Below are 23,903 nucleotides of genomic sequence, written 5' to 3'. Positions count from 1 at the left end.
GCGGCCACACCCCATTCAAGCTGAACTCCAGCGTGGGCGGCAGCTTGGGCAACCTGGTCCGATCGAACCGCTTGATCGACTTCGACCCCTGCTGGGTCGAGGTGGGCTGACCACGACGACGAGGGAGTCGCGATGACCGGGGCGCAGGCGCTTGCTGACTGGAACTGGCTGGGACCACTGCTCGATTTCGGGGGGTGCTTGACCTTCGCCAAGGGGGCGAGCCGTGAACGCGTGCTGCGCGCTTTCGACCTCGACCCGGCGACGGCCGTCGACTGGACCCTGCGGCAGGCGCTGCGCGAGCACGGTCTCCCCGGCCTGCACGTCCCGCCGTTCTGGGTTCGCGTCGCCGAGCTGGGTGGGTGGACGATGGCCGCTGAGGTCTCGCAGGCCAAGGGCTACCTCGACCAGATCGAGCTCGACCTGGCCCGCGAGCACGATGTCGTGACGATGTTCTTCTTCGAGACCACACCACCCGTGCTGAAGTTGACCGGCCCCGGTGGTGCTCTTGTCACGACCACCCTCGGGGAGGGCCACGACACACGGGAAGGGACCGACCCGCACCACCTCGACCCCGCGCTCGACGCCGCGGGCGTGCTCGACTTCGCCGCACCGCTGCCGTACGGCAAGGCGTTCAGCCGGGCTGCGGCGGCGGTGGCGGCGCAGCTCGGGATCGCGTTGGACGCCGAGGCGTTCACCGGCCCGCTGCCCACTGCCAGCCGCAACCACCCCTACACGTTCGCCCCTGGACCGCACGACCGTGCAGGAAAGCCATGACCACCAACCGGAGGCAGTTCACCGCCGCGCTCGGCGCGGGCGTCGCAGGTGCCTATCTGCTCACCCCATGGGCGGGGCCATCCTGAAGGGCGGGCGCGCGGCGCTGGTCGCACGCCGAGGGTGGCAGCAGCCACATCGACGCCTACGGTTGCGGATGCAGGCCCGAGTGGTGAGCGAACGCGCCCCGGAACCGATGGCGGCCCTCGACCGCGGCTTGGACGTGGTCGAGGTAACCCCGGTGCCAAGACCACAGCACACCCGGACTGGCAACTCCGCGCCCAGCTCGATCCGGAGCAGGTCCGCCGGACCCTGTGGGTTGGGGACGATATCGGGAAAATTTGCCGAACGAGCGGTGTAGCTCTGGGTTGAAAGGGAATTACTCGCGTCCGACGGCGAGGTCGAAGGCCGGGAATGGGACGAACTCGGCCCAGGCGTTTTTCCACAACCTGATGACCGCCGGATAGCGGGCGCCCCAGACTTCGGTGCGCGGCCCGGTGAGCACGTGCAGCCAGCGGTCCTCCCGACGCGGGGTTCTCAGCGTGTTCCACGCCGGACGTCATCTCGGCCATCTGTGTGCTGTGGGCGCGACCAGATCACAGGTCGTGGAGCTGTTGTCGTAGTCGGGTCGCTTCGGGGTCTCGGCCTTGTTCTTGGTAGAGCTTGACCGCTTCTTGCCACGCGGTGCGGGCTTGTCGGTGTTGGCCGAGGGTGAGTTGGGAGCTGCCGAGTCGGCTGAGGGTGTTGGCGGTTTCGTAGGTGTTGCCGAGGGTTCGGTAGAGGGTGAGGGCGTGTTGGTAGTGCTCGACGGCTTGGCGGAAGTTGCCGGTTTGGTGGTCGATGTAGCCGAGGTTGTCGTGGATTTCCGCCTCGGTGTTCGCGTCGTGGTGCCTTCGTATGAGGTTGAGGGCCTCTTGGCCGTGGGCTCGGGCGGTGGTGTGGTTGCCCAGGCGGGCGGTGTGCCAGGCGACCGCGTTGCGCGCTGCTGCTTCCCACACCGGTTTGCCGAGGGCCTGGAACGCCTCCAGGGCGCGGTGGGCGTGGTGCAGGGCCCGGTGGTTGTCGCCCTGCTGTTGCCAGGCCCAGGAGAGGCCGTAGTGGGTGTGCGGCAGGTGGGTCGGGTCGGGGTGGTGTCGGGCGAGGGCGAGGGCTTGGTTCAGGTGGTTGAGGCCTGCCTCGTGGTGGCCGAGTTCGGCGTGGGCGTCACCGAGGTAGCGGTGGGTGATGATGCGGGCGGTGAGGTCGGGGGCCGCGCGGGCTGCGGCTTGCCAGACGGCGAGTCGGTCGTGGCGGTGTCCGCGCCTGGTGTGGTGGGTGTCCAGCGCCCAGGCCAGGTGCCAGGCGCCGTGGTGCCGGTGGTGGGCGTCGGCGGTGCGCTGGGCGGCGAGCAGGCACGCGTGTTCGCCGTCGAACCAGGCCGATGCCGCCGCGGCGTCGGGCAGTGGGTGGGCGTGGGCGCCGGGAACGGGTGGGTCGAGTCCGGGTGGGTCTCGGTGGGGGTAGAGGAGGCGGTCGGCGGCGTGGGCGGTGTGGGTGTAGTGGTCCAGCACGCGTTGCAGCGCTGCCTGACGGGTGTGCTCCGGTAGGTCGTGGGCGGTGCGGGTGGCGTAGGCGCGCACGAGGTCGTGCATCCGCCAGCGGCCGTCGGAGTCGCGGTCCAGCAGGGATGCGTCCTGCAGGTCGGTGAGCGTTCGCCGGGCTTGTGCCAACGGCGTGCCCAGGAGGCTCGCGGCGGCGGCCAGGCCGGTGTCAGGTCCTGGTGCTGCCCCCAGGAGCCCGAACGCCTGGCGTTGTCGGGGCTGGAGGGCGTGCAGGGACCAGGACAGCACCGCGGGGAGGCTGGCCCCGGAATCCCCGGTGTCGAAGGCGTCCAGGTCGGCGGCTGTGTCGCGCAACTCCGAGGCCAGGGCGCGCAGGGAGTGCTCGGGGGAGGTTCGACTGCGGGCGGCCACGATGGCCAACGCCAGGGGGAACCCGGCGCAGAGGTCGAGCAGGGTGTCGACCGCCGCGGGGTCGGCGGCGGCGCGGGCGGCCCCCAGCGCGCCGATGAGCAGTGCGCGTGCCTCCGGCGGGGCGAGGACGTCGAGGTGGATCGGGTTGGCGCCGTGCGCCGTGACCAGACCGGGCAGGCGGCGTCGACTGGTCACCAGCAGGGTGCAACCGGTGTCGCCGGGGAGGAGTGGGAGCACCTGGTCGGTGGCGGCCGCGTTGTCGAGGATGATCAGCATTCGGCGGCCCGCGACCAGGCTTCGGTAGAGGGCGACCTGGGCGTGCAGATCGGCGGGGACGCGGGCCGTGTCGACGCCCAGGGCGTCGAGGAACCCCCGGACCGCCACGGCGGGCGGCATCGGCCGACCCGCGGGGGAGAATCCCTGCAGGTCGACGAACAACTGCCCGTCCGGGAACCGGTCGCGGTGGGTGTGCGCCCACTGCAAGGCCAGCCAGGTCTTGCCGATGCCACCTGACCCGCCCAGCGCCGAGACGACGACGATCCCCGCCGCAGCCCGGTCCGCCACCACGCTCAACTCGGCGAGTTCCCCGGCACGGCCGACGAACCCGGATGGTGCCGCGGGCAACTGCTGCGGCACCGGCCGCAGCCCGTCGGCGGGGGGATTGATCGTGACGGCGCCGATCGAAGCGGCCTGGACCACCGAGTCCGCCTGGCCTGACACCGCGTTCCGCACCTCGCGAGCCACCAGGGGCGGTCCCACCTCGGGCGCGGCCCCACCGACCTCGCCGAACCGATCGTGCCCCGTCATCGCATGCCCCCCGGCCGCCGGCGCCTGGATGACCACGATACGAGAGAAACCCAGCACGTGGCTCGGATACCAAAAGAATGCAAACGTGGCCAGATTGGTCGCGAAGCCCGTCATGGAAACCTCAACCCGATCGGGGGCAGCGGGGCTGAGCGCAGAACGGCGCGCTGCCCCGGGAACAGATTGGAGGCGGTTGAGGAGCCGACCGGACTTTCCTGATCGGTTGACACTTCCCGCGTTCCGGCCTCCGTGGCACGAGCGGGTGTTCGCCCACCACCGGACTGGTGGCAAGCTGTCTCCACTCACTTTTGAGGGGAGTTGACGGAGTGGCACGTCTTCACGTCGGCTGCGCGATGTGGACCCACAAGGCGTGGGCCGGGCGGTTCCTGCCGCAGTCGCTGCCCGCCAAGGAGCGGTTGCGGGCCTATGCGGGGTGGTGCAACGCCGTTGAGGGCAACACCACCTTCTACGCGACCCCCGCTCGGAAGACCGTCGAGACCTGGGCGCAGCAGACCAGTGCGGGCTTCCGGTTCGTGGTCAAGTTGCCCAAGGTCGTCACGCACGAGCGCCGACTGGTCGGGGTCGAGGCTGAGATGCGGGCGTTCCTGGAGGCGATCGAACCCCTCGGGGAGCGGGCGGTCCTGTGGACCCAGTTGCCCGGCTCGTTCGGGCCCTCGGACGTCGATGTCCTCGGTCGGTTTCTGCGCAGGCTTCCCGCCGATCTCAGGCGGGCCGTGGAGGTGCGTCATGCCGGGTTCTTCGGCGACGCGGGTTCGACGTCGTTGTTGGAGGGGGTGCTCGCGGGCGCGGGTGCCGAGTGGGTGCCGTTCGACACCACGGTTTTCTTCCAGAGTCCGCCGACCAGTGAGGCCGAGCGGGAGGCTTGGGCCAGGAAGCCGCGGTTGCCTCGGCGGACGCGGGCGCTGACCGATCAGCCGGTCGTCCGGTACCTGGGGCGGGACTCGGTCGAGGAGACGGTCGCGGGGTGGCGGCCGTGGGCCGGGGTGGTCGCCGAGTGGCTGCGCGAGGGTCGGTCGCCGACGGTTTTCCTGCACACCCCCGACAACGACGACGCGCCCGCGCTCGCCCGGCGGTTCCACGACGACGTGCGGGCGCTCGTGCCCGGGCTCGACGCGCTGCCCGAGCCCGAGCCCGTTGAGCCCGCGACCCTGTTCTGAGTGGTGGCGCGGCAGAGCGGACCACAGGGGCAGGCGCGGACCAGCACAGGTGCGGGGGCCTCGGCGCTCGCCGTGCGCGGGGACCGCACCCGGAGGACGTGCTCTGGGCACGAGGTCTCCGGTATTCCGGTTGCGACCCGAATACCGGAGACCTCGTGCCATTCCGGGAACCACCACACCTGGAACGCGGCCTGGCGGCTACTTCTTGCGGACGAGCGTGATTCCGTCGGCCATTGTGAGCAGTGAGACGTCCACCCGCGGGTCTTCGCGCAGTGACGCGTTGAGCGCGCGGATCGCTGTGGTGTCCGGGTCCTGGTTGGACGGGTCCACCACGCGGCCGAAGAAGAGCGTGTTGTCTATGACGATCAACGCGTTCGGTCGGGCCAGTGCGAGTGCTGCCTCGTAGTACGCGCCGTAGTTGGTCTTGTCCGCGTCGATGAAGATGAAGTCGAAACTGGCGGGGCCCCGTTCTTCGGTGAGGGTGGTGAGGGTTCGGGTGGCGTCGCCGATGCGGACTTCGATGCGGTCGGCGACTCCTGCCCGTTCCCAGTAGTCGGTGCCGATCGCGGGCCAGCGGCCGTCCACGTCCAGGGTGACGAGCACCCCGCCCGGGGGGAGGGCGCGGGCCATGCACAGCGTGCTGTAGCCGGTGAAGGTGCCGATCTCCAGCACCGACCCGGCGCCGGACAGGCCCACCAGGAGCGCCAGCAACTGCCCCTCCTCGGCCATCACCTGCAGGGCCGAGCCGCCCGGCAGCCCCGCGGTCACCTCCCTGAGCTCGGCCAGGAGCGGGTCCTCCCGCAGGGACACGGCTCGGACGTACTCGCGGATCTCCTCCGTCGCGACTATCTGGGCTGCCATGCGCGGCTCACTTCCTGGCGACGCAGGCGAACGACAGCGGGATCGGGTCACCCGGGATTCGCCAGTTGTGGTCGCCGTCGGGCTCCATCAGCGGGAGCCGCTGGCGCGCGTCGTACGGGACCTCGCGGAGGCGTTCGATGGTCAGGCCCGCGCCGATGAGGGCGTTCACCACCTCCTCCACGGTCCACCGCCAGCCGTAGATGGAGTGCTTCTCCACCTCCACCTCGTCGGCGATCCTGTCCGCGTAGCTCTTGTCCATCTCGTGGTGGACCTGGCGGGACTGGAACAGGGAGCGGACGACCCGCAGTTGCCCGTCGGCGACGTCGAAGAGGTTGAGGATCGGGTGGATCTCCACGATCGTGACGGTGCCGCCGGGCTTGAGGAACCGCGCCACCACCTCGGCCCAGCGGGGGATGTCCGGCAGGAACGAGAGGGTGCCGTAGCCGGTGAACACCATGTCGAACTCGCCGTCGAGCACCGTGGGCAGGTCGTAGAGGTTGGCCTGGACGAACTTGGCGTCGACGTCGAGGTCCTCGGCGAGGCCGCGGGCGATGTCGATCGCCTCGTCGGAGATGTCGGTCCCGGTCACCCGCGCGCCCATGCGGGCCAGCGACATCGAGTTGACACCGATGTGGCACTGCAGCTCCAGCAGGGACCGGCCGCGGACGTCGCCCAGTTCCTCCTGCTCCAGCTTGCGCAGCATGTTGTGGCCCTGCTTGAACCTCTCCACGTCGTAGTACGAGGAATTCAGGTGCGCCCGCGCCCGCAGGTTGAAGCCCTCCTGGTTGGCCGTGATCTTGTCGAGGTCGCTCATGGCGGTCATCGGTGTTCTCCTCTGGCGTGGATCGGTGGTGGTGGCTGGCCGCCGATGACCAGCGGGGCCAGGTCGCGGCGGCTGGTCACCCCGAGCTTCTGGTAGGCGCGGCTCAGGTAGTTGTCGACGGTGCGGGCGGACAGCCGCAGCCGGTGGCCGATGGTGGGGCTGGTGAGCCCGCCCGCGGCCAGCAGCGCGACGTCGCGCTCGCGGCCGGTGAGCTCGACCAGCGGGGCGGTGAGCCGCAGCAGCGGCGTCGTCGCGTTCGGGCACGCGGCTGCCCCGGGGGGAGCCGCGGCGCGGCGCAGCGCGTCCGAGGCGGTGGCGGTCTCCGTGGCGAGCAGGTCCATCCCGAGTTCGGTGAACCTCGCCGTGGCGGCGTCCAGGGCCCCGGGGGCGGAGCGGGCCAGCGCGGCCGCGGCGTCGGCCATGGCGGGCACGACCGGGCCCTGCACCACGCCCGCCAGCGCGGCGAGGCGGTGCTGCGCGGCGTTGGGGTTGCCGAGGCGGGCCACGTCGTAGCGGGCCACGGCCTCGACGGCGTACTGGCCCGAGGCCATGGCGCGGTCGGCCGCGGCGCCCGCCTGCCTGGCCGCGAGGGTGGTGTCCCCGCCCGCGGCCGTGCTCCACGCCTGGCTCAGGGTGAACCACGGGGTGAACAGGCGGCTCGCGGGTGCCCAGTCGGCGGTGAGCCGCAGGGTCTGCCGCGCCCCGTCCCGGTCGCCGAACACGGCGCGGGCCGCGGCGAGGTCGGCCAGGCACTGCGCCAGCACGAGGCGCATGCCGTAGCCCTCGAGCAGGCGCGAAGCGGTCTTCAGGTCGACGATCGCGGTAGCCAGGTCGCCGCGCGCCTTGGCGACCTGGCCGCGCAGCGTCAGCCAACCCGCGGCCGCTGCGACGTTCCCGGCGGCCACCGCGTCGCGGTGCCCGTCCTCGGCCATCCGGCGCGCCTGCTGCACCCGGCCCGCCACCAGCAGCGCGAAGCAGTGGACGTAGTCGAGCTCGGCGAACCCGAGCCGGGCCGGTCGTGCCCGGTCGATGGCCGCCATGGCCCGGTCGAACCGACCGACGAGGCTGGCGGCGACGACCACGGTGGTCACCGCGGGCGGGATCGCCTCGTCGGGCACCCGCCGGTCGCACAGGACCTTCTCGCCCGCGGCCAGCGCCGCGCGGGGACAGCCGTCCAGCAGCAGGAAACCCGCGCGGTGCCCCTCGGCCACCGGACCGCCGACGTCGCCCAGCACCCGGCACGCGGCCTCGACGTCGCCCGCTCCCCAGTAGTGGATGGCCGCCGCGGTCACCGCCCAACGGGTGCGGCGCGCCACCGGGGCGTTGTCCGGTGGTTGACGGGGCAGCACCGCGCCCGCGTCCTGGTACAGGCCCCGCCGCACCAACACCTCGGCCGCGACCACGTCGGTCGAGCCGCTCCCCCGGGGGTGGGGCGTCGACGTCGCCGGTGCGCCTGCCAGGCCCAGGTCCGACGGGGTGGGCAGGCGCTGTTCCCCGGGGAACAGCCGACCCCTCCGCGGCGCCGTGTCGACGCCACCGCCCCCCGAGTCCCCCGGGGGTGCTGAACCGGTGGCCACGGCTGAACGGGACGACGGGGCGCCGCCGAACTCCAAACCCCCGATCACAATTCCCGTCCGGTCGATAAGTGCGCGATCGACGTCTGCCGGGTACGCGGGCCTGCCGTCGCGACGGAACCGGATCGGCGTTGTGACAATTCGTCCGCGAGGAACGTGGCGGTGTTGTTGCCGATGGGCACGCCATCAACCCGGTCCACCCGCTTGACGTCGGTCATTGAACCGCACGACATAGAACCCCCTCCGTGCCGCAAGATGAGAAGCCTTCGTTCTGGGCTTGCCGTCCCCTCGGACCGCGCAAGGCGGATTCGCGCCTCGCGGCCCCAGTCGTCACACCCCGGTCACCGAAGGGGGACCGAGGAACCACCCGGGGAATCGCCGCGCCGCCTTCCGATCGCCGAGCACCCACCTGTGGCGGCGAGGGAATTTTCCGGCCAAGCGCCGATCCTGATCATAGTCGGCAATCGCGATACCTGGATATCCGCCATGCGGCCCCCCAACCGACGCCGTATGCCGTACCGCGTTGTGTTCGCCCGCGAAAACGGCGCCTTCGCGCGTCGCGTTGTGCCGGGCGCGCGCACTTCTGGGAACGAGTGGTTTCCCGATATGGGCGGCATTCTTTTCCCTGCGCCACCCGGCCACCCCGAAATCCGGCTACACCGCATCCGGAACACGGCCCAGCCGGACGGCGGTGAGGCGCAGCGTGTCGGGGGCGGGCCTCGGTGCGGGCGTGATGTGCAGTCGTTGCGTTTCCCCGTCGCCCGCCCGCCGCAGTTCACCGAGGCAGGCGCAGTACTCCTCGGTGAACCCGGTGAACCGGTACGCGACCTCCATGATCCGGTTGCGCGCGGTCGGCCGGAAGTCGGCGACCAGGTGGGCGCCCGCCGCCGCCGCCTCGCTGATCAACCAGTTCAGCACGGTGGCGCCCGCGCCGAAGGACACGACCCGGCAGGAGGTGGCCAGCAGCTTCAGGTGCCACACCGCCGGACCGGTTTCCAGGAGCGCGACGCCGACCGCGCCGTGCGGGCCGAAGCGGTCGCCCATCGTCACCGCGAGGACCTCGTGCCGGGCGTCGTCCAGGAGTGCGCGCAGGTCCGCGTCGGAGTAGTGCACACCGGTCGCGTTCATCTGGCTGGTGCGCAGGGTCAACTCCTCCATCCTGGACAGGTCGTCGGTGGTGGCGCGGTTGATCTCCATCACCAGGTCCAGCGAGCGCAGGAACTCCTCCGACGGCCCGTCGAACGACTCCTGCTCAGCCCGGCGCCGTGCGTTCGCCTGGTAGGACTGGCGGCGGCGGCGCGAGTCGACCGTCACCGTGGGCGGGTTGTACTCGGGCAGCGACAGCAGCTCGGGGATCGCCTCGGCCGGGTGGCAACGCACCTGCGGCAGGTGGAAGGCCACCTCGGCGCGTTCCGCGGGCTGGTCGTCGACGAAGGCGATGGTGGTGAGCGCGAACTCCAGCTCGTCGGCGATCGCCCGCACCGACGCCGACTTCGGGCCCCACCCGATCCTGGCCGCCACGAAGTACTCGGCGACGCCCAGCTCCTCCAGGCGCTGCCAGGCCGGTTCGTGGTCGTTCTTGCTGGCGACGGCCTGCAGGACGCCGCGGGCGTCGAGGGCGGTGATGGTGTCGAGGACGTGCTCGTTGAGGACCACGTCGCCGTCCTCGAGCAGGACGCCCTTCCACAGCGTGTTGTCCAGGTCCCAGACGACGCACTTGACGGTGGTCACCGGATCGGTCACAACTCCCCCTCGGGGCTCACGGTTGCCGGTCTGTGGTGTTCGCGGTCGCCAGGGCGTGCCTGGCCAGCTCGAGCTGGCAGATCTCGCTGCTGCCCTCGATGATCTCCATCAGCTTCGCGTCCCGGTAGGCGCGGGCGACCACGTGCCCGTCCGAGGCGCCCGCCGACGCCATGACCTGCACGGCGGACGCGGCCCCGCGCACGGCCTGGGTCGCGCTCACGTGCTTGGCCAGCACGGTGGCGATCACGACCTCCGGCGAACCCGACTCCCAGCACTCGCCCGCGTGCCCGCACACCGCGGTGGCGACCCGCTCCGCGGCGTAGATCTCGGCGACCATGCGGGCCACGAGCTGGTGTTCGGCGATCGGTTTGCCGAACTGCCTGCGCGACCTCGCGTGCCGGGTCACCGCGTCGAGGCAGCCGCGCAGGATTCCGACGCAGCCCCACGCCACCGACATCCGGCCGTAGGCCAGTGCCGTCGTGATCAGGAACGGCAACGACTGCCCGGAGCCGCCGAGGACGTTCGCGGCGGGCAGGCGCACGCCGTCGAGCCGGACGCGCGCGTGCCCGGCGGCGCGGCAGCCCAGCGGGTGCGGGACCTTCTCGACCGTGACGCCCTCGGTGTCCGTCGGCACCACCACCGCCGCCGCGTTGTCGCCCACCTTCCCGACGACGACGATCAGGTCGGCGTAGGCGGCGGCGGTGATCCACGTCTTGCTGCCGTCGACGACCACCGCGTCGTCGACGAACCGCACCTCGGTGCCCATCGCGTCGAGGTCGCTGCCCGCCTCCGGCTCGCTGAAGGCGACGGCCGCGAGCCGCCCCCCGGTGAGCTGCGGCAGGAACGCGGCCCGCTGCTCGCGGGTGCCCATGCGGTGGATGGTCCACGCCGCCATGCCCTGCGAGGTCATCACGCTGCGCAGCGAACTGCACAGGCTGCCGACGCGGGCGGTGAGCGCCCCGCTCTCCAGGCTGCCCATGCCGAGTCCGCCGTACTGCTTCTGCACCTCCGCGCAGAGGACCCCGGCGGCGCCCAGTCCACTGAGGACGGTTCGTGGGATCTCGCCCGCGAGGTCCCACGAACCGGCGTTGTCCCGGACGGACCGCCAGGTGTCCGCGTCCTCGTGGGTGGGCCCGTCAGACATCGCCGTCGGCGGCGGACTCCGCCTGGAGCCTGCCGACGAGCGTGGCCATGCTCTTGACCGTCGAGAAGTTGAAGAGCTGCAGGTCCGGTCCGGCGACCGTCACGGCGAAGGCCTGTTCCAGGAACACGACGAGCTGCATGGCGAACATGGAGTTGGCGAGCCCGGTGGCGAACAGGTCCTGGTCCGCGTCCGGGGTGGTCCTGGTCTGCTCGGCCACGAACCGGGTGATCTCGTCGATGACGACGTCCGTGTTGAGGGGCGCCCTGTCGGTCTGCTGTTCCGGGATCATCTCTGTGCCTCACTGTAGACGTAGAAGCCCCGACCGCTCTTTCGGCCGAGTTCGCCCCGCCGGACCTTGTCCAGCAGCAGCTCGCTGGGTCGGCACCGCTCGTCGCCCGTGCGGGCGTGCAGCGCCCGCAGGGCGTCGACGAGGTTGTCGATGCCGATCAGGTCCGCGGTGCGCAGCGGACCCGTGGGGTGGCCGAGGCAGCCCTGCATCAGGGTGTCCACGTCCTCGACGGTGGCGGTGCCCGCGCTGACCACCTGCGCGGCGTCGTTGATCATCGGGTGCAGGAGCCTGCTGGTGACGAACCCGGGCGCGTCCCGGACCACCACCGCCCGCCTGCCGATCCGGGCCAGCAGCCCGAGGACCGACTCGACGGTCCCGTCCGCGGTGCGCGGCCCGCGGATCACCTCGACCATGGAGATCAGGTACGCGGGGTTCATGAAGTGCGTGCCGATGAGCTCACCCGGGCGGTCCACCCAGTCGGCCATCTCGTCGATGGGGATGCCGGAGGTGTTGGAGATGACCGGGGTCCCCGGCCGGACCAGCGACGAGATGCCCGCGAGCACCTCCCGCTTGCGGTCGGGGTGTTCGGTGACCGCCTCGATGACCGCCGTCGCCCCCGACGCGTCGTCCAGCGACAGCGCCGTGCGCAGTTCCGCCGGGGGGCACCCGGCGGGCAGCGCACCCGTCAACCGCGCGTGCCGCAGCCCGGTGGTGATCGCCGCGCGGGCGCGGTCCAGCACGCCCTCGTCCACGTCGACCAGGACGACGGGCAACCCGTGCCCGACGACGAGCGTCGAGATCCCGGTGCCCATGACACCGGCGCCTACGATGGAAATGAGTGGCTTGTCCATGACGTCTCCTCCAGACCCAGTGGCTCGTAGCTCCCGGCGTCGGGTCCGATCCAGTACCGGCGCCGCTGGAACGGGTAGCCCGGCAGGGACACCCGCCGCGGTCGCGACGTCCCGTGCAGGGCGGCCCAGTCGATGTCCACGGTGGACTGCCACAGCCTGCCGACGGCGTCGAGCAGGTGGGCCCGGTCGGACCGGTCCCCGCCCCCGGGCGGCAGCGAGGGCACGGCCACCAACTGTGCGGGCCCCTGCCGGGTGACGACCTCGGTCAGCGCGCTGCCCGGCCCCACCTCCAGCAGAATCCGGCCGGGTTGGCGGGCCAGCTCCCGCAGGCCGTCGTCGAAGCGGGTCGGCTCGTGCAGGTGGCGGACCCAGTGGGCGGGCTCCACGGCCTCCTCCGGGCCGATCCAGGTGCCGGTCACACCGGAGATGTAGGGCACCTGCGGCGGCTTGGGCTCGTAGCCCGCCACCCGGTCGGCGAACCCCGCCGCACCCGCGCCGACCTCCGCCCTGGCGACCGCGGCGTCGAGTGCGTCGGCCAGGTCGACCACGCCCGCCAGGCAGGCCGCCACGTACTCGCCGTCGCCCCGGCCGATCATCGCGGCGGGTTCGACGCCCCACGACTGCCACAGCCGCGCGAGGGCCCACTGCAGGCTGAACACCGCCGCGGCCACACCGCGCGGGTCGTCCGCGCCGCGATCACCCCCGGTGGGCGGGAACAGCAGCGGGCGGACGTCGTACCCGAGCCGCGGCAGCAGCAGTTCGGCGCAGCGGTCCACCTGCTCGGCGAAGACCGGTTCGTCGCGGTGGACGTCCGCGGCGGCGCCCGGGCGGTGCGAGGCGCTGCCGGGGAACATGAAGACCACCTGCCGGGCGTTCACCCCGCCGCCCGCGTCCGCGGTCCGCGCCAGTTCCCGGAGCGCGGCGACCGCCTCGGCGCGGTCGCCGCACACCAGGTGCCCGCGGCGCGCGAACCCGGACCGGCCCACCTGCAGGGTGTGGGCGACGTCGGCGACGTCCACGTCGTCGTGCCGGTCCAGGTGGCCCGCGAGGTTGTCGGCCGCGTCCGCCAGTGCCTTGCCGGTGCGCGCGGACAGCACGATCAACTGCGGTCCGCGTGCGCGGGGCGCGGCGGGGCGCGGGGCGGGCGCCTCCTCGAGCACCACGTGCGCGTTGGTGCCGCCGACCCCGAAGGCGCTGACGCCCGCCCGGCGCGGCGCCGCGCCCCTGGTCCAGGGGCGGGCGGTGGTCGGCACGTAGAACGGGGTGCGCTCCAGCACCAGCGCCGGGTTGGGCGTGGAGAAGTTGATGCTCGGCGGGATCTCGCCGTGCTCCAGGGCCAGCACCGCCCTGGCGAAGCCCGCCACCCCGGCGGCGGCGTCCAGGTGCCCGATGTTGGCCTTGGCCGAACCGAGCGCGCAGAAGCCGCGTTCACGGGTGTTGAAGGCCTTGGTGAGCCCGGCCACCTCGATCGGGTCGCCGAGCGGGGTGCCGGTGCCGTGCGCCTCGACGTAGCCGATGGTCTCCGACGGCACGCCCGCGACCGCGTGCGCGGTGGCGATCACCTCGGCCTGCGCCTGCATGTTCGGCGCGCTGAAGCCGAACTTCGTCGAACCGTCGTTGTTGACCGCCGTGCCCAGGATCACCGCGCGGATGTTGTCGGAGTCGGCGATCGCGTCGCTCAACCTGCGCAGCGCCACGACCGCGACGCCGTACCCGGGGATGGTCCCGCCCGCGGCGGCGTCGAACGGCCTGCAGTGCCCGTCGCGGGCGAAGATGCTGCCCGCGACCACCGGGTAGCCGCCGATCAACGGGATGGGCAGGGCCACCGCGCCCGCCAGGGCCATGTCGCACTCGTGGCCGAGCAGCGCCTGGCACGCGAGATGGATGGCGACGAGCGAGGTGGAGCACGCGGTCTGCACGGTCATCGCGGGACCGCGCAGGTTGCACAGGTACGCCGCCCGGGTGGCGAGGAAGTCCTTGTCGTTGTACGGGCGCGCGGAGAAGGCCGCCATCGACCGCCGGAACCGCTCGTTCGCCAGGAGGTTCAGCGGCAGGTACTTGTTGGCGAAGCACCCCCCGTAGACGCCGACGGCGCCGTCGAACCGCGACGGGTCGTGCCCGGTGTCCTCCAGCGCGTGCCACACGCACTCGACGAAGGTCCGCTGCTGCGGGTCGCTGATCTCCGCCTGCTGCGCGGTGTAGCCGAAGAACTCCGCGTCGAACCGGTCGCCGTCGCGGACGACCGCGGCCGCGGGCACGTAGTCGGGGTGGGCCACCATCTCCGCGGGCCACCCGGCGTCGACCAGCTCCCGCGCGCTGAACCTGGTCACCGACTCGACGCCGTCGCGCTGGTTGCGCCAGAACTCGTCGATGTCGGCGGCGCCGGGCAACCGCCCGGCGAGGCCGACCACCGCGATCGGTTCCGTGCCGCCGTCCATGCCGTCCGCCATCACTCCCCCGTCCTCGTGCTGCGCCGCGCGGCACCGCGCCCGGCGGCGCGGCGGGCCGCTCCCCGCGCGGCACCCGCGCCTGCCGCCTCGTCGGACCTCTCGTCCGGCTCGCGGTCCATGGCTTCGGCCAGTGCCCGCACGGACGGGTACCGGAACATGTCCACCAGCGAGAGCCCGCCGTCGCGGTGTTCGAGCAGCCGGGCCCTGGCCACCACCACGAGCAGCGAGTTCCCGCCGAGGTCGAAGAAGCTGTCGTCCACGCCCACCTCGTCCACGCCGAGGACGTCCTGCCACACGTCGGCGACCAGGCGCTCGGTCGCGGTCGTCGGCGGCGCGTACGCCGACGCGCTCTGCGGCCGCGCGCCCGGTGCCTCGGGCAGCGCCCTGCGGTCGACCTTCCCGTTGGGGGTCAGCGGCACCGCGTCGATGGGGTGGAACGCGCCGGGCACCATGTAGGCGGGCAACCGCGTGGTGAGGAAGGCGCGCAGCTCGGGACCGGTCGGGGTGCGACCGGCGGCCGGGACGAAGTGGCAGGCGATCCGCTGCTCGGCGCCCGCGCCCCGGATGACCGCGACCGCCGAGCGGACGTCCGGGTGCTCGGCGAGCGCGGTCTCGACCTCGCCGAGTTCGATCCGGTGGCCGTGCAGCTTCACCTGGTCGTCGAGCCTGCCGAGGAACTCCAGGCCGCCGTCGGGTGCCCAGCGGGCCAGGTCGCCCGTCCGGTAGACCCGCGCGCCCGGCGTCGGGTCGAACGGGTCGGGCTGGAAGCGCTCGGCCGTCGTCCCGGCGCGGTCGAGGTAGCCGCGGGCCACGCCGCCGCCGCCGAGCAGCAGCTCGCCGGGCACGCCCACCGGGCACAGCCGCATCCCGCGGTCGACCACGTAGGCCCGCGCGTTCGCCAGCGGTCGCCCGATGGACACCGGGCCCCCCGGCTCGACCCTGGCCGTCGTCGCCCACACCGTCGCCTCGGTCGGCCCGTACATGTTGTGCACGGTGCCGCCCACGGCGTCGTCGAGCACGCGGGCCAGGTCGGCGGGCAGCGCCTCGCCGCCCACCAGCAGCCTGCGCAGCCGGGGCAGTTCGGCCCGCGCGTCCCGATCGGTGAGCAGGAGGCGGGCCAGCGACGGGGTGCACTGCAGGTGCGTCACGCCGTGGTCGCGCAGTTGCCCGGCGATCGGCTGCTCGTCGGCCTCCGCCAGCGCGGCGGCCCGGCGCTCGTCGGTGATCTCCCGGACGGTGGTGAGGTGGGTCAGCGCGTCGAGCGCGGCCTGCTCGTCGACCCCGAAGTCGACCAGGCAGGCGACCTCGTCGACGCCGACGGCCTTCATCCGATCCACCATGTCGGCGCAGACCTGCGGTGTGCCGAGCAGGCTGGCGGTGGCGAAGAACCGGTCGAACGCCCGGTCGACCAGCTCGCGCAGTTCCCGGGGGGCCAGCGACTTGAAGTCCTGGGCGCTGGCGGTGGTGGCGCCGAACGAGGCGATCAGGTCGAAGGAGGACTCCAGGTACCGGCTCAGCGGCTCCCGGACCAGTTCCCGCACCTCGTCGACGTCGGTGCCGACGAACGTGTGGACCATGACCGCCACGTGGCCGTCGCCGGGTCCGTGCCCGTGTTCGCGCCAGGTCCGCCGGTACAGCTCGATCTTCTCGGCCAGTTCCTCCAGGTCGTGCCCGAGCAGGTGGGTGAGCACACCGGTGCCCGCCTCACCCGCCATCCGGAAGGTCTCCGGGTGCTTGGCGCTGGTCAGCCACACCGGCAGCGCCTGCTGGACGGGCCGGGGGAACACGCCGACCTCGACCTCTGCGTCGACCCCGTTGCGGCGCGACACCGTCTCGCCCCGCCAGAGCTGGCGGACCTCGGCGAGGCCGTCCATCATCAACTGCTTGCGCTTGTCGAACCGGTCCGGGGCGAGGGCGAAGTCGTTGGCGTTCCAGCCGGACGCCAGCGAGATGCCGACCCGGCCCGCCGACAGGTTGTCCACGACGGACCACTCCTCGGCGACCCGCAGCGGGTCGTGCAACGGCATCACCACGCTGCCCCCGCGCACCTGGACCCGTTCGGTGATGGCGGCGACGGCGGCGGCCACCACCGACGGGTTCGGGTACAGCCCGCCGAACCGGTGGAAGTGCCGCTCTGGGGTCCACACGGCCGTGAAACCGTTGCGGTCGGCGAACTTCGCGCCCTCGAGCAGCAGCCGGTACCGGTCGCCCGAGTTCGCCTCCGAGTCGTTGCCGAAGTAGAACAGGCTGAAGTCGATCGGACGGGTGCGGGCCGCGTCGGTCGCGGCCGACCCGGCGGCGGGCGCGGCCGACGCCCGGGGGGGCTCGCCGCGCAGCACGACCCGGTGGCCGTGCGCCAACGCCCACAGCAGCTCGACCACGGAGATGTCGAAGGACACACTGGTCACCGCGAGCCAGGTGCCGGGCTCGTCGGCACCGAAGGCCTCGGTCATCCCGGCGAACAGGTTGACCGCGTTCCGGTGGGTGACCATGACACCCTTCGGCCGCCCGGTGGACCCGGACGTGTAGATCACGTACGCCAGGTTCTCGGCCGTGACCGCCACCGGCTCGACGTCCGGCACCCCGGTCGGGTCGGGCACCACGACCCGGTCGGCGCCCAGCCGCCCGGCGGCGGCGGCCCACCGCTCGTCCGCCACGACCAGCCGCACCCCGGCGTCGCCCACCATGAACGCCAGCCGGTCGCGCGGGTAGCCGGGGTCCAGCGGCAGGTACGCCGCACCCGCCTTGAGGATGCCCAGCAGGGCGACCACCAGGAGGGAACCGCGGCCGAGGTGGACGCCGACCGGCTCGTCCGCCGCCACGCCGAGGTGGCGCAACTGGCGGGCGAGCAGTTCGGCGCGCTCGTCGAGTTCGCGGTAGGTCAGGGTGGCGTCGGCGGCCACCACGGCGACCGCGTCGGGCGTCGCGGCCGCCCGCCGCTCCAGCACCCGGTGCACCAGGACCTCGGCCACCTCGGCCCGGGGGCCGACCTGCCAGGCGGACAGGGTGGCCAGCTCGTCCTCGGGCAGCGCGGCCAACCGGTCGACGGGCCGGTCCGGGTCCTGCGCGGCGGCGGTCACCACCCGCGCGTACCGCGCGGCGATGCGCTCGGCGGTCGCGGCCTCGAACAGGTCCGTGCTGTACTCCACCCTGCCCGTGACACCGGCCGGGGTGCGCGCGAGGCTCAGCGTGAGGTCGAACCGCGCCGTGCCGGTGTCGCCCAGCACCTGGCGCACCCCGCAGCCGTCCAGGGACAGCCCCGCGCCCTCCTCCTCGTACCGGTAGCTGAACAGCACCTGGAACAACGGGTTCTGGGCGAGGTCGCGGTCGGGGTGCAGTTCCTCGACGAGCTTTTCGAACGGCAGGTCCTGGTGCGCCAGCGCGCCCCGGACCTCGGTCCACAGCCGCTGGACGAGCTGCCGGAACGTGGGGCCCGCCGCGAGGTCGCAGCGCAGCACCAGGGTGTTGGTGAAGAACCCGATCAGCCCGGCCAGCTCGGGCCGTTCCCGGCCGGACACCGGGGTGCCGACCACGACCTCGTCCTCGCCGACGTGCGCCCGCAGCAGCACCGCGAAGGCGGCGAGCAGGACGCTGAAGAGGGTCACCCCCTCCGCCCTGCTCAGCTCCTCCAACCGCTGGACCGCGTCCGCGGGCAGCTCGAAGGTGTGCGCGGCGCCCCGGTAGCTCTGCACCGGCGGGCGGGGGTGGTCGGTGGGCAGGTGCCGGGTGGGCATACCCGCCAGCCTGTTCTTCCAGTACGCCAGCAGCCGGTCCAGCTCGGGCCCGGCCAGCGCGCTGTCCTGCCACTCGGCGAAGTCGGCGTACTGCATGGGCAGGTCCGGCTCCCCCGGCGGCAGGCCGGTCAGGGCGGCCCGGTACTGGACCGCGAGCTCCTCGCCGAGCACCCCCACGGAGAAGGCGTCGCAGGCGAGGTGGTGCACGGTGATCAGCAGGCGGTGCCGCTGCTCGGCCAGGCGCAGCAGGCGGGCCCGGATGGTCCGCCCCGCCACCAGGTCGAACGGGGCACCCGCCTCCTCGTCGGCCAGGCGCGCCACCTCGTCGGCCGACCGGCCGGGGGCGGTCAGGTCGACGACGGGGACGGTCACCGGCTCCGGCGGCAGCACCACCTGGTGCGGCGTGCCGCCGGTCGACCGGAAGGCGGTGCGCAGGACCTCCTGCCGCCGCACCACCTCGGTCAACGCCCGTTCCAGCGCCCCGACGTGCACCGGGCCGGTGATGTCGTAGCCGAGCGGGACGTTGTAGACCGCGCTGCCCGGCTGCAACTGGTCGAGGAACCACAGCCGCCGCTGCGCGTACGACAGCGGGACCGCGCTGTCCTGTTCGGACCTGCGCCGCAGCAGCTCGGCGAGCAGCGCCCGCCGCTCCTCGGCCTCCATTTCGACAGCTCTGCTCACTGCTGCACCTCGGTTCCTTCCGCGTCGCGCAGGAGCGACTCGACTCTCTCGTCGCTGAGCTGGTCGAGCTCGGACAGCAGCCGCGCGGCCGCGCGGCGGCTGCTCGGCCTGATCGGACCCGTCGCGGGTCCCGCCGTCGCGACCGCCACCGCGTCCGCCAGGTTGGCCACGGTGGGCCGCTGGAGGAACAGGGCGATCGGCACCGCGACCCCGAAGGCGTCGTTCACCTGGGCGACCAGTCGGGCCGCCAGCAGCGAGTGACCGCCGACGCGGAAGAAGTCGTCGTCGCGCCCCACCCGCCTGCCGCGCAGCAGCGCGGAGGCGAGCTGCGCGACGCGTTCCTCCGTCGCCGTCCGGGGAAGCTGCTCGGCCTCGGGGACGTCCGGGGCGGGCGGCGCCAGCGCGGCCAGCGCGCCGTGGTCCACCTTGCCGTGTTCGGTGAGCGGCAGAGTGGGGAGCACCACGACCTCGTCCGGCACCATGTACGCGGGCAGGCGTTCGCGCAGGAACCCGGGCAGGTCCTCGGCGGCGGCGGTGCCGCTCTGGGCGTAGGCGATGAGCCGCGTCTCGGCCCCCGCCTCGGGCGCGCGGGCGATGACCACGGCGTCGCGCACCTGCGGGTGCTCCCGCAGCGTCGCCGCCACCTCCTCGGGCTCGATCCGGAACCCGCGGATCTTCACCTGCTCGTCCGCCCGGCCGAGGAACTCCAACTGCCCGTCGGGCAGCCAGCGGACCAGGTCACCGGTGCGGTACAGGCGGGCACCCGGGTGGGCGGCGGACGGGTCGGCGGGGAACCTCGCCGCGGTCAGCTCGGGGTCGTCCACGTAGCCGCGGGCCACCGCCGTGCCGCCGAGGTGCAGCTCGCCCCGGACACCGGTGGGGACCCGCCTGCCCTCGGCGTCCAGCACGTGCGCGTCGACGCCCGCGATCGGCCTGCCGATCGGCGGTCGGGGCCCGGCCGGACCCGGCGGGACGGGGCCCGCCGTGGCCACCACGGTGTTCTCCGTCGGCCCGTAGTGGTTGAACAGCCGGAACGGCAGTCCCTCCGGCGGCGCCGCGGGCAACGCGTCGCCGCCGGTCAGCAGGGCGCGCAGGGCGGTGTCGGCGGGCCACGGCTCGGTCAGCACGGCCGCGGCGACGGGGGTGGGCAGGAACGTCGTGGTGATCCGCTCGTCGCCGATCCAGCGCACCAGTTCCGCGGGCGCCGCCCGGAGCTTCGGCGGGACGACGCACAGCGTGGCACCGGCCGCCAGGGTGGGCCAGATCTCCCACGTCGACGCGTCGAACCCGGGGCTGGCGAACAGCGCGGTCCGGTCCGCCGGACCCAGCCCGTACTCGCCCACGTGCCAGCCGACCAGGTTCGCCAGCCCCCGGTGGGACAGGGCGACGCCCTTGGGCCTGCCGGTCGACCCCGACGTGTAGATGAGGTACGCCAGCCGGTCCGGGGCCACCGGGTCACCGGCGTCGACCGGGCCGTCGGCGACGGGGGCGCCCAGGTCGAACACCCGGAAGCTGCTGTCGGGCGCGGGCAACTGCAACTGCGTCTGGAGCGTGGCGAGGACCTTGCGCACACCCGCGTCCCGCAGCATGAACGTGATCCGCTCGGCCGGGTAGCTCGGGTCGACGGGCAGGTAGCACCCACCGGCCAGGAGCACGGCCAGCTCGCCGACCACCAGCTCCACCGAGCGGTCGGCGCACACCGCCACCGGTTCCTCGGCGGCGATGCCCGCCTCCCGCAGCTCGTCGGCCAGCCCGCCCGCGCGCCGCCACAGGTCGCCGTAGGTGAGCTGCCCCTCCGACCAGCTCACCGCGACGGCGTCCGGCCGCGTCCGCGCCTGCCGGGCGATCAGCTCCACCACCGGTTCGGTGCCCGCCACCGCGGGTCCGCGGGACCAGGTGTCGAGCTGGTCGGCCTCCGCGTCCGGGAGCAGGCGCAGCGCCCCCACCCGCGTGTCCGGCCTGGCCACCGCGTCGGCGAGCAGGGTCAGGTAGTGCGTGACCATCCGCGTCATGGTGTCCTCGTCGAACAGGTCCGACGAGTGCTCCCAGATCATGGCCAGGTCGTCGTCCTCGGGGCTGGCCGCCCGGCCGAGGCGCTGCTCGGCGCGCGGGATCACGATCACGTTGAGGTCGGACTTGGCCGAGCGGTTCGAGCGCTCGGTGACCCGACCGGTGAGCCCGCCGAAGTCGATGTCGGGCACCGCGGAGTCGTGGAAGCTGAACATGACCTGGAACAGCGGGGTGCGCGAGGGGTCGCGGGTGGGCTCGATCGCGTCGATCACCGCGTCGACCGGGGTGTCCGACCAGGCCAGGGTCTCGGCCACGCTCTGCCGCACCTGTTCGAGCAGGTCGCTGAACCGCTGGTCGGGCGCCACCTCCGTGCGCAGCACCAACGTGTTGACGAGCATGCCGAGCAGCGGTTCCAGCTCGGGCACGTTCCGGTTCGCCGCACCGGTCCCCACGAGCATGTCCCGCTGCCCGGTGTAGCGGTGCAGCAGCGCCGCGAAGCCCGCGTACATGGTGGCGAACAGGGACACGCGGTGCTGCCTGCTGAAGGCGCGCAACGCCCGCGACAGCTCGGTCGGGAACAGGATGCGCGGCGCCCGGCCGCGGAAGGAGATCACCGGCGGCCGCGGCCGGTCGGCGGGCAGCTCCAGCGTGTCCGGCGCGCCCGCCAGCCGGGCGGTCCAGTGCTCGACGTGCGCCCGCAGCACCTCGCCGCGCATCCAGTCCCGCTGCCAGAACGCGTAGTCCGCGTACTGGACGGGCAACTCCGGCAGCGGCGAGGGCAGCCCGGCGACGAAGGCCGGGTAGAGGACGCGCAACTCGGACAGGAACACCGACAGCGACCAGCCGTCGTGGACGAAGTGGTGCTCCACGTGCAGGAAGGTGTTCTGGTCGTCCTCGTGCCGCAGCAGCACCCAGCGGGCCAGCGGTGGGTTGCCCAGGTCGAACGGCTCGCGCAGGTGCGCGGCGACGACCTCGTCGGCGTCCGCGGCCGGGACGTCGAGCACCTTCAGCGACGCCTTGGCCTCCGCCACCGGCCGCTGGTACCCCACCCCGTCGACCGCGACGTAGGCGGTCCGCAGGATCTCGTGCCTGCGGACGATCTCGTCCAGCGCCGAGCGCAGGGCGCCGACGTCCACCTTGCCCCGCAACGACACCGTGGCCTGGAAGTTGTAGGCCAGGTTGCCCGGCGAGAGCTGCTCGAAGAAGAAGACCCGTTCCTGCGGCAGCGACAGCGGGATGGGCCGGTCCCTGGGGACCCGGCGCAGCGGCGGCGGGATCGGCGCGATCAGCGGGGAGACGGGTTCGCCGCCCCCGGCCGCGGCGACGCGCTCGTCGACGATGGCCGCGAGGCTCGCCACGGTGCGCGCGTTGAACAGTTCCGCCACGCTCACCGCGGCGTTCAGCTCGGTCGCGAGCGGGACCGCCAGGCGCCCGACGAGCAACGAGTTCCCGCCCAGGGCGAAGAAGTCGTCGTGCACGCCGACCTCCGCGGTGCCGAGCAACTCGGCCACGATCCCGGCCACCGCGACCTCGGTCGGGGTGCGCGGCGACACGGCCGCGTCGTCCAGGCCCGCCGCGGCCCGGTCGGGCGCGGGCAGCGCGTGCCGGTCGACCTTGCCGTTGGGGGTCAGCGGCAGCGCGGGCAGCGCGACGGTCGCGGCGGGCACCATGTACGCGGGCAGCCGGGCCGCGACGAACTCGACCAGCTCGGCGGGCGCGACGGCGGAGACCACGTAGGCGACCAGGCGCGCGTCCGGGCGACCGGAGTGCTCGACCACCACGAAGGCGTCGTGGACCGCCGGGTGCCCCTTGAGGACCGTGGCGATCTCGCCGGGTTCGATCCGGAACCCGCGGATCTTGGCCTGGTCGTCGTACCGGCCGATGTACTCGAAGACCCCGTCGGGCCCCCGGCGGACCTTGTCCCCGGTCCGGTACATCCGCTGCCCGGGGGCGGTGACGTCCGGCACGAACGCCGCCGCCGTGGCCGCCGGGTCGCCCAGGTACCCGCGCGCCACGCAGTCGCCCGCCAGGCACATCTCGCCCGCCTCGCCGTCGGGCACCGGGTCGAGCCCGTCGAGGACGTGGCAGCGCACGCCGTCGACCGGCACGCCGATCGGCGGCGGCACGGGCCCGCCCGGCAGCACCTCGCAGGCCGTCACCTTCACCGTGGCCTCGGTGGGCCCGTAGAGGTTGACCACGGTGAACGGCAACCCGTCCGGCACACCGCGCTGCATCGCCGAGCCGCCGGTGTGCAGGAACCGGAGCGCGGTGTGCGCGGGCCAGGTCTCGTCGAGGACGGCCTCGGCCAGCGGTGTGGGCAGGAAGGTCACGGTGATCTGCTCGTCGGCGAGCCAGGTGGCCAGCTCCGGCGGGGAGGTGCGCACCTCGGCGGGCGGTATCACCAGCGCGGCACCGGCGGTCAGGGTGAACCAGATGTCCTGGATGGACACGTCGAACCCGGGGCTGGCCAGCAGGGTGGACCTGTCCGTGCGGCGCGTGCCGTAGGTCCTGTGGTGCCAGCGCATCAGGTTCGCGAGACCCCCGTGGGTCACCGCGACACCCTTCGGCCTGCCGGTGGAACCCGACGTGTAGATCACGTACGCCAGCGCGGCGGCGTCCGGTGTGGGCGGTGCGGGGAAGGCCGCCCCACCCGGTTCCCCGGTCAGGTCGACCACCAGGACGTCGTCGCCGAGCGGTGCGCCGCCGGACACCAGCGCCTCGGTGCTGAGCACCGCGGCGGCGCCGGAGAGCTCCAGCAGTTGGCGGATGCGCGCGGCCGGGTGGGCGGGGTCCAGCGGCAGGAAAGCCGCGCCCGCCAACAGGGTGGCCAGTTCGGCGACCACCAGCTCGGCGGACCGGTTGGCGTAGACGGCCACGACGCTCTCCGGGCCCACCCCCCGGTCGGTGAGCCTGGTCGCGAGGGCGGAGGCGTGCGCGGCGAGATCGCGGTAGGTCAGCAGCAGATCGCCGTCCTGCACCGCGAGGGCGTCCGGCGCCTCGGTCACCTGGGTGTGGAAGTCATCGAGCACCATCTCGCA

At 73.1% G+C, this 23,903-nt stretch carries 14 protein-coding genes; 2 read left to right on the top strand and 12 right to left on the bottom strand.

Annotated features, from left to right (window positions below):
• Positions 1-132: 132 nt before the first annotated feature.
• Positions 133-774, top strand: coding sequence for a DUF6461 domain-containing protein (locus UO65_RS02655; protein WP_152551945.1), 642 nt, complete (start codon positions 133-135; stop codon positions 772-774).
• A gap of 593 nt (positions 775-1,367) precedes the next feature.
• Here UO65_RS02655 and UO65_RS02650 read toward each other — a convergent pair.
• Entirely contained in the window at positions 1,368-3,530 is a 2,163-nt protein-coding gene (locus UO65_RS02650; RefSeq protein WP_084175244.1) for an ATP-binding protein, read from the bottom strand.
• A 350-nt stretch (positions 3,531-3,880) separates the two neighbouring features.
• Between UO65_RS02650 and UO65_RS02645 the strand changes: the two genes are divergently transcribed.
• Positions 3,881-4,705 carry a DUF72 domain-containing protein gene (locus tag UO65_RS02645; protein WP_035278340.1) on the top strand — a complete coding sequence of 275 codons (825 nt, stop codon included), beginning with the start codon at positions 3,881-3,883 and terminating at the stop codon, positions 4,703-4,705.
• Between the two features lie 198 nt (positions 4,706-4,903).
• Here the strand turns inward: UO65_RS02645 and UO65_RS02640 are convergent, their stop codons facing one another.
• From UO65_RS02640 to UO65_RS02595, 11 genes are all read right to left on the bottom strand, one after another.
• Entirely contained in the window at positions 4,904-5,566 is a 663-nt protein-coding gene (locus UO65_RS02640; protein ID WP_035278338.1) for an O-methyltransferase, read from the bottom strand.
• Between the two features lie 7 nt (positions 5,567-5,573).
• Positions 5,574-6,389 carry a class I SAM-dependent methyltransferase gene (locus UO65_RS02635; RefSeq protein ID WP_200873286.1) on the bottom strand — a complete coding sequence of 272 codons (816 nt, stop codon included), beginning with the start codon at positions 6,387-6,389 and terminating at the stop codon, positions 5,574-5,576.
• On the bottom strand, positions 6,386-7,966 hold the full coding sequence (locus tag UO65_RS02630) for a helix-turn-helix transcriptional regulator (protein WP_152551944.1): 1,581 nt from the start codon (positions 7,964-7,966) through the stop codon (positions 6,386-6,388). The genes UO65_RS02635 and UO65_RS02630 overlap by 4 nt, the downstream gene beginning before the upstream one ends.
• 44 nt (positions 7,967-8,010) lie before the next feature.
• Positions 8,011-8,181, bottom strand: a complete 171-nt coding sequence (locus UO65_RS36500) for a hypothetical protein (protein WP_161784412.1) — start codon at positions 8,179-8,181, stop codon at positions 8,011-8,013.
• Between the two features lie 436 nt (positions 8,182-8,617).
• Entirely contained in the window at positions 8,618-9,706 is a 1,089-nt protein-coding gene (locus UO65_RS02625) for an HAD-IIIC family phosphatase (RefSeq protein WP_035278334.1), read from the bottom strand.
• Between the two features lie 16 nt (positions 9,707-9,722).
• Positions 9,723-10,850 carry an acyl-CoA dehydrogenase family protein gene (locus UO65_RS02620; protein WP_035278332.1) on the bottom strand — a complete coding sequence of 376 codons (1,128 nt, stop codon included), beginning with the start codon at positions 10,848-10,850 and terminating at the stop codon, positions 9,723-9,725.
• Positions 10,843-11,139, bottom strand: a complete 297-nt coding sequence (locus tag UO65_RS02615; protein WP_035278330.1) for an acyl carrier protein — start codon at positions 11,137-11,139, stop codon at positions 10,843-10,845. The genes UO65_RS02620 and UO65_RS02615 overlap by 8 nt, the downstream gene beginning before the upstream one ends.
• A complete protein-coding gene (locus UO65_RS02610) occupies positions 11,136-11,990 on the bottom strand; it encodes a 3-hydroxyacyl-CoA dehydrogenase family protein (protein WP_035278328.1) in 855 nt (284 codons plus the stop codon). Before UO65_RS02610 ends, UO65_RS02615 begins: the two co-directional genes overlap by 4 nt.
• Entirely contained in the window at positions 11,963-14,440 is a 2,478-nt protein-coding gene (locus UO65_RS02605; protein WP_152551943.1) for a type I polyketide synthase, read from the bottom strand. Before UO65_RS02605 ends, UO65_RS02610 begins: the two co-directional genes overlap by 28 nt.
• Positions 14,440-18,855 (bottom strand): MupA/Atu3671 family FMN-dependent luciferase-like monooxygenase, encoded by a 4,416-nt coding sequence (locus UO65_RS02600; RefSeq protein WP_152551942.1) that lies wholly within the window; start codon positions 18,853-18,855, stop codon positions 14,440-14,442. Before UO65_RS02600 ends, UO65_RS02605 begins: the two co-directional genes overlap by 1 nt.
• On the bottom strand, positions 18,852-23,897 hold the full coding sequence (locus UO65_RS02595; protein WP_052020540.1) for a non-ribosomal peptide synthetase: 5,046 nt from the start codon (positions 23,895-23,897) through the stop codon (positions 18,852-18,854). Before UO65_RS02595 ends, UO65_RS02600 begins: the two co-directional genes overlap by 4 nt.
• Positions 23,898-23,903 lie beyond the last annotated feature (6 nt).

The sequence above is a fragment of the Actinokineospora spheciospongiae genome (assembly GCF_000564855.1).
Classification (GTDB): Bacteria; Actinomycetota; Actinomycetes; order Mycobacteriales; family Pseudonocardiaceae; genus Actinokineospora; species Actinokineospora spheciospongiae.
The sequence above is the reverse complement of the archived record's forward strand: the minus strand, read 5'-3'. Positions and strand labels throughout refer to the sequence as shown.

Coding starts and splice junctions, on each gene's coding strand:
- UO65_RS02655 (WP_152551945.1), top strand. CDS start 133: ATGACCGGGGCGCAGGCGCTTGCTGACTGGAACTGGCTGGGACCACTG.
- UO65_RS02650 (WP_084175244.1), bottom strand. CDS start 3,530: ATGACGGGGCACGATCGGTTCGGCGAGGTCGGTGGGGCCGCGCCCGAG.
- UO65_RS02645 (WP_035278340.1), top strand. CDS start 3,881: ATGTGGACCCACAAGGCGTGGGCCGGGCGGTTCCTGCCGCAGTCGCTG.
- UO65_RS02640 (WP_035278338.1), bottom strand. CDS start 5,566: ATGGCAGCCCAGATAGTCGCGACGGAGGAGATCCGCGAGTACGTCCGA.
- UO65_RS02635 (WP_200873286.1), bottom strand. CDS start 6,389: ATGACCGCCATGAGCGACCTCGACAAGATCACGGCCAACCAGGAGGGC.
- UO65_RS36500 (WP_161784412.1), bottom strand. CDS start 8,181: ATGACCGACGTCAAGCGGGTGGACCGGGTTGATGGCGTGCCCATCGGC.
- UO65_RS02620 (WP_035278332.1), bottom strand. CDS start 10,850: ATGTCTGACGGGCCCACCCACGAGGACGCGGACACCTGGCGGTCCGTC.
- UO65_RS02615 (WP_035278330.1), bottom strand. CDS start 11,139: ATGATCCCGGAACAGCAGACCGACAGGGCGCCCCTCAACACGGACGTC.
- UO65_RS02610 (WP_035278328.1), bottom strand. CDS start 11,990: ATGGACAAGCCACTCATTTCCATCGTAGGCGCCGGTGTCATGGGCACC.
- UO65_RS02605 (WP_152551943.1), bottom strand. CDS start 14,440: ATGGCGGACGGCATGGACGGCGGCACGGAACCGATCGCGGTGGTCGGC.
- UO65_RS02595 (WP_052020540.1), bottom strand. CDS start 23,897: ATGGTGCTCGATGACTTCCACACCCAGGTGACCGAGGCGCCGGACGCC.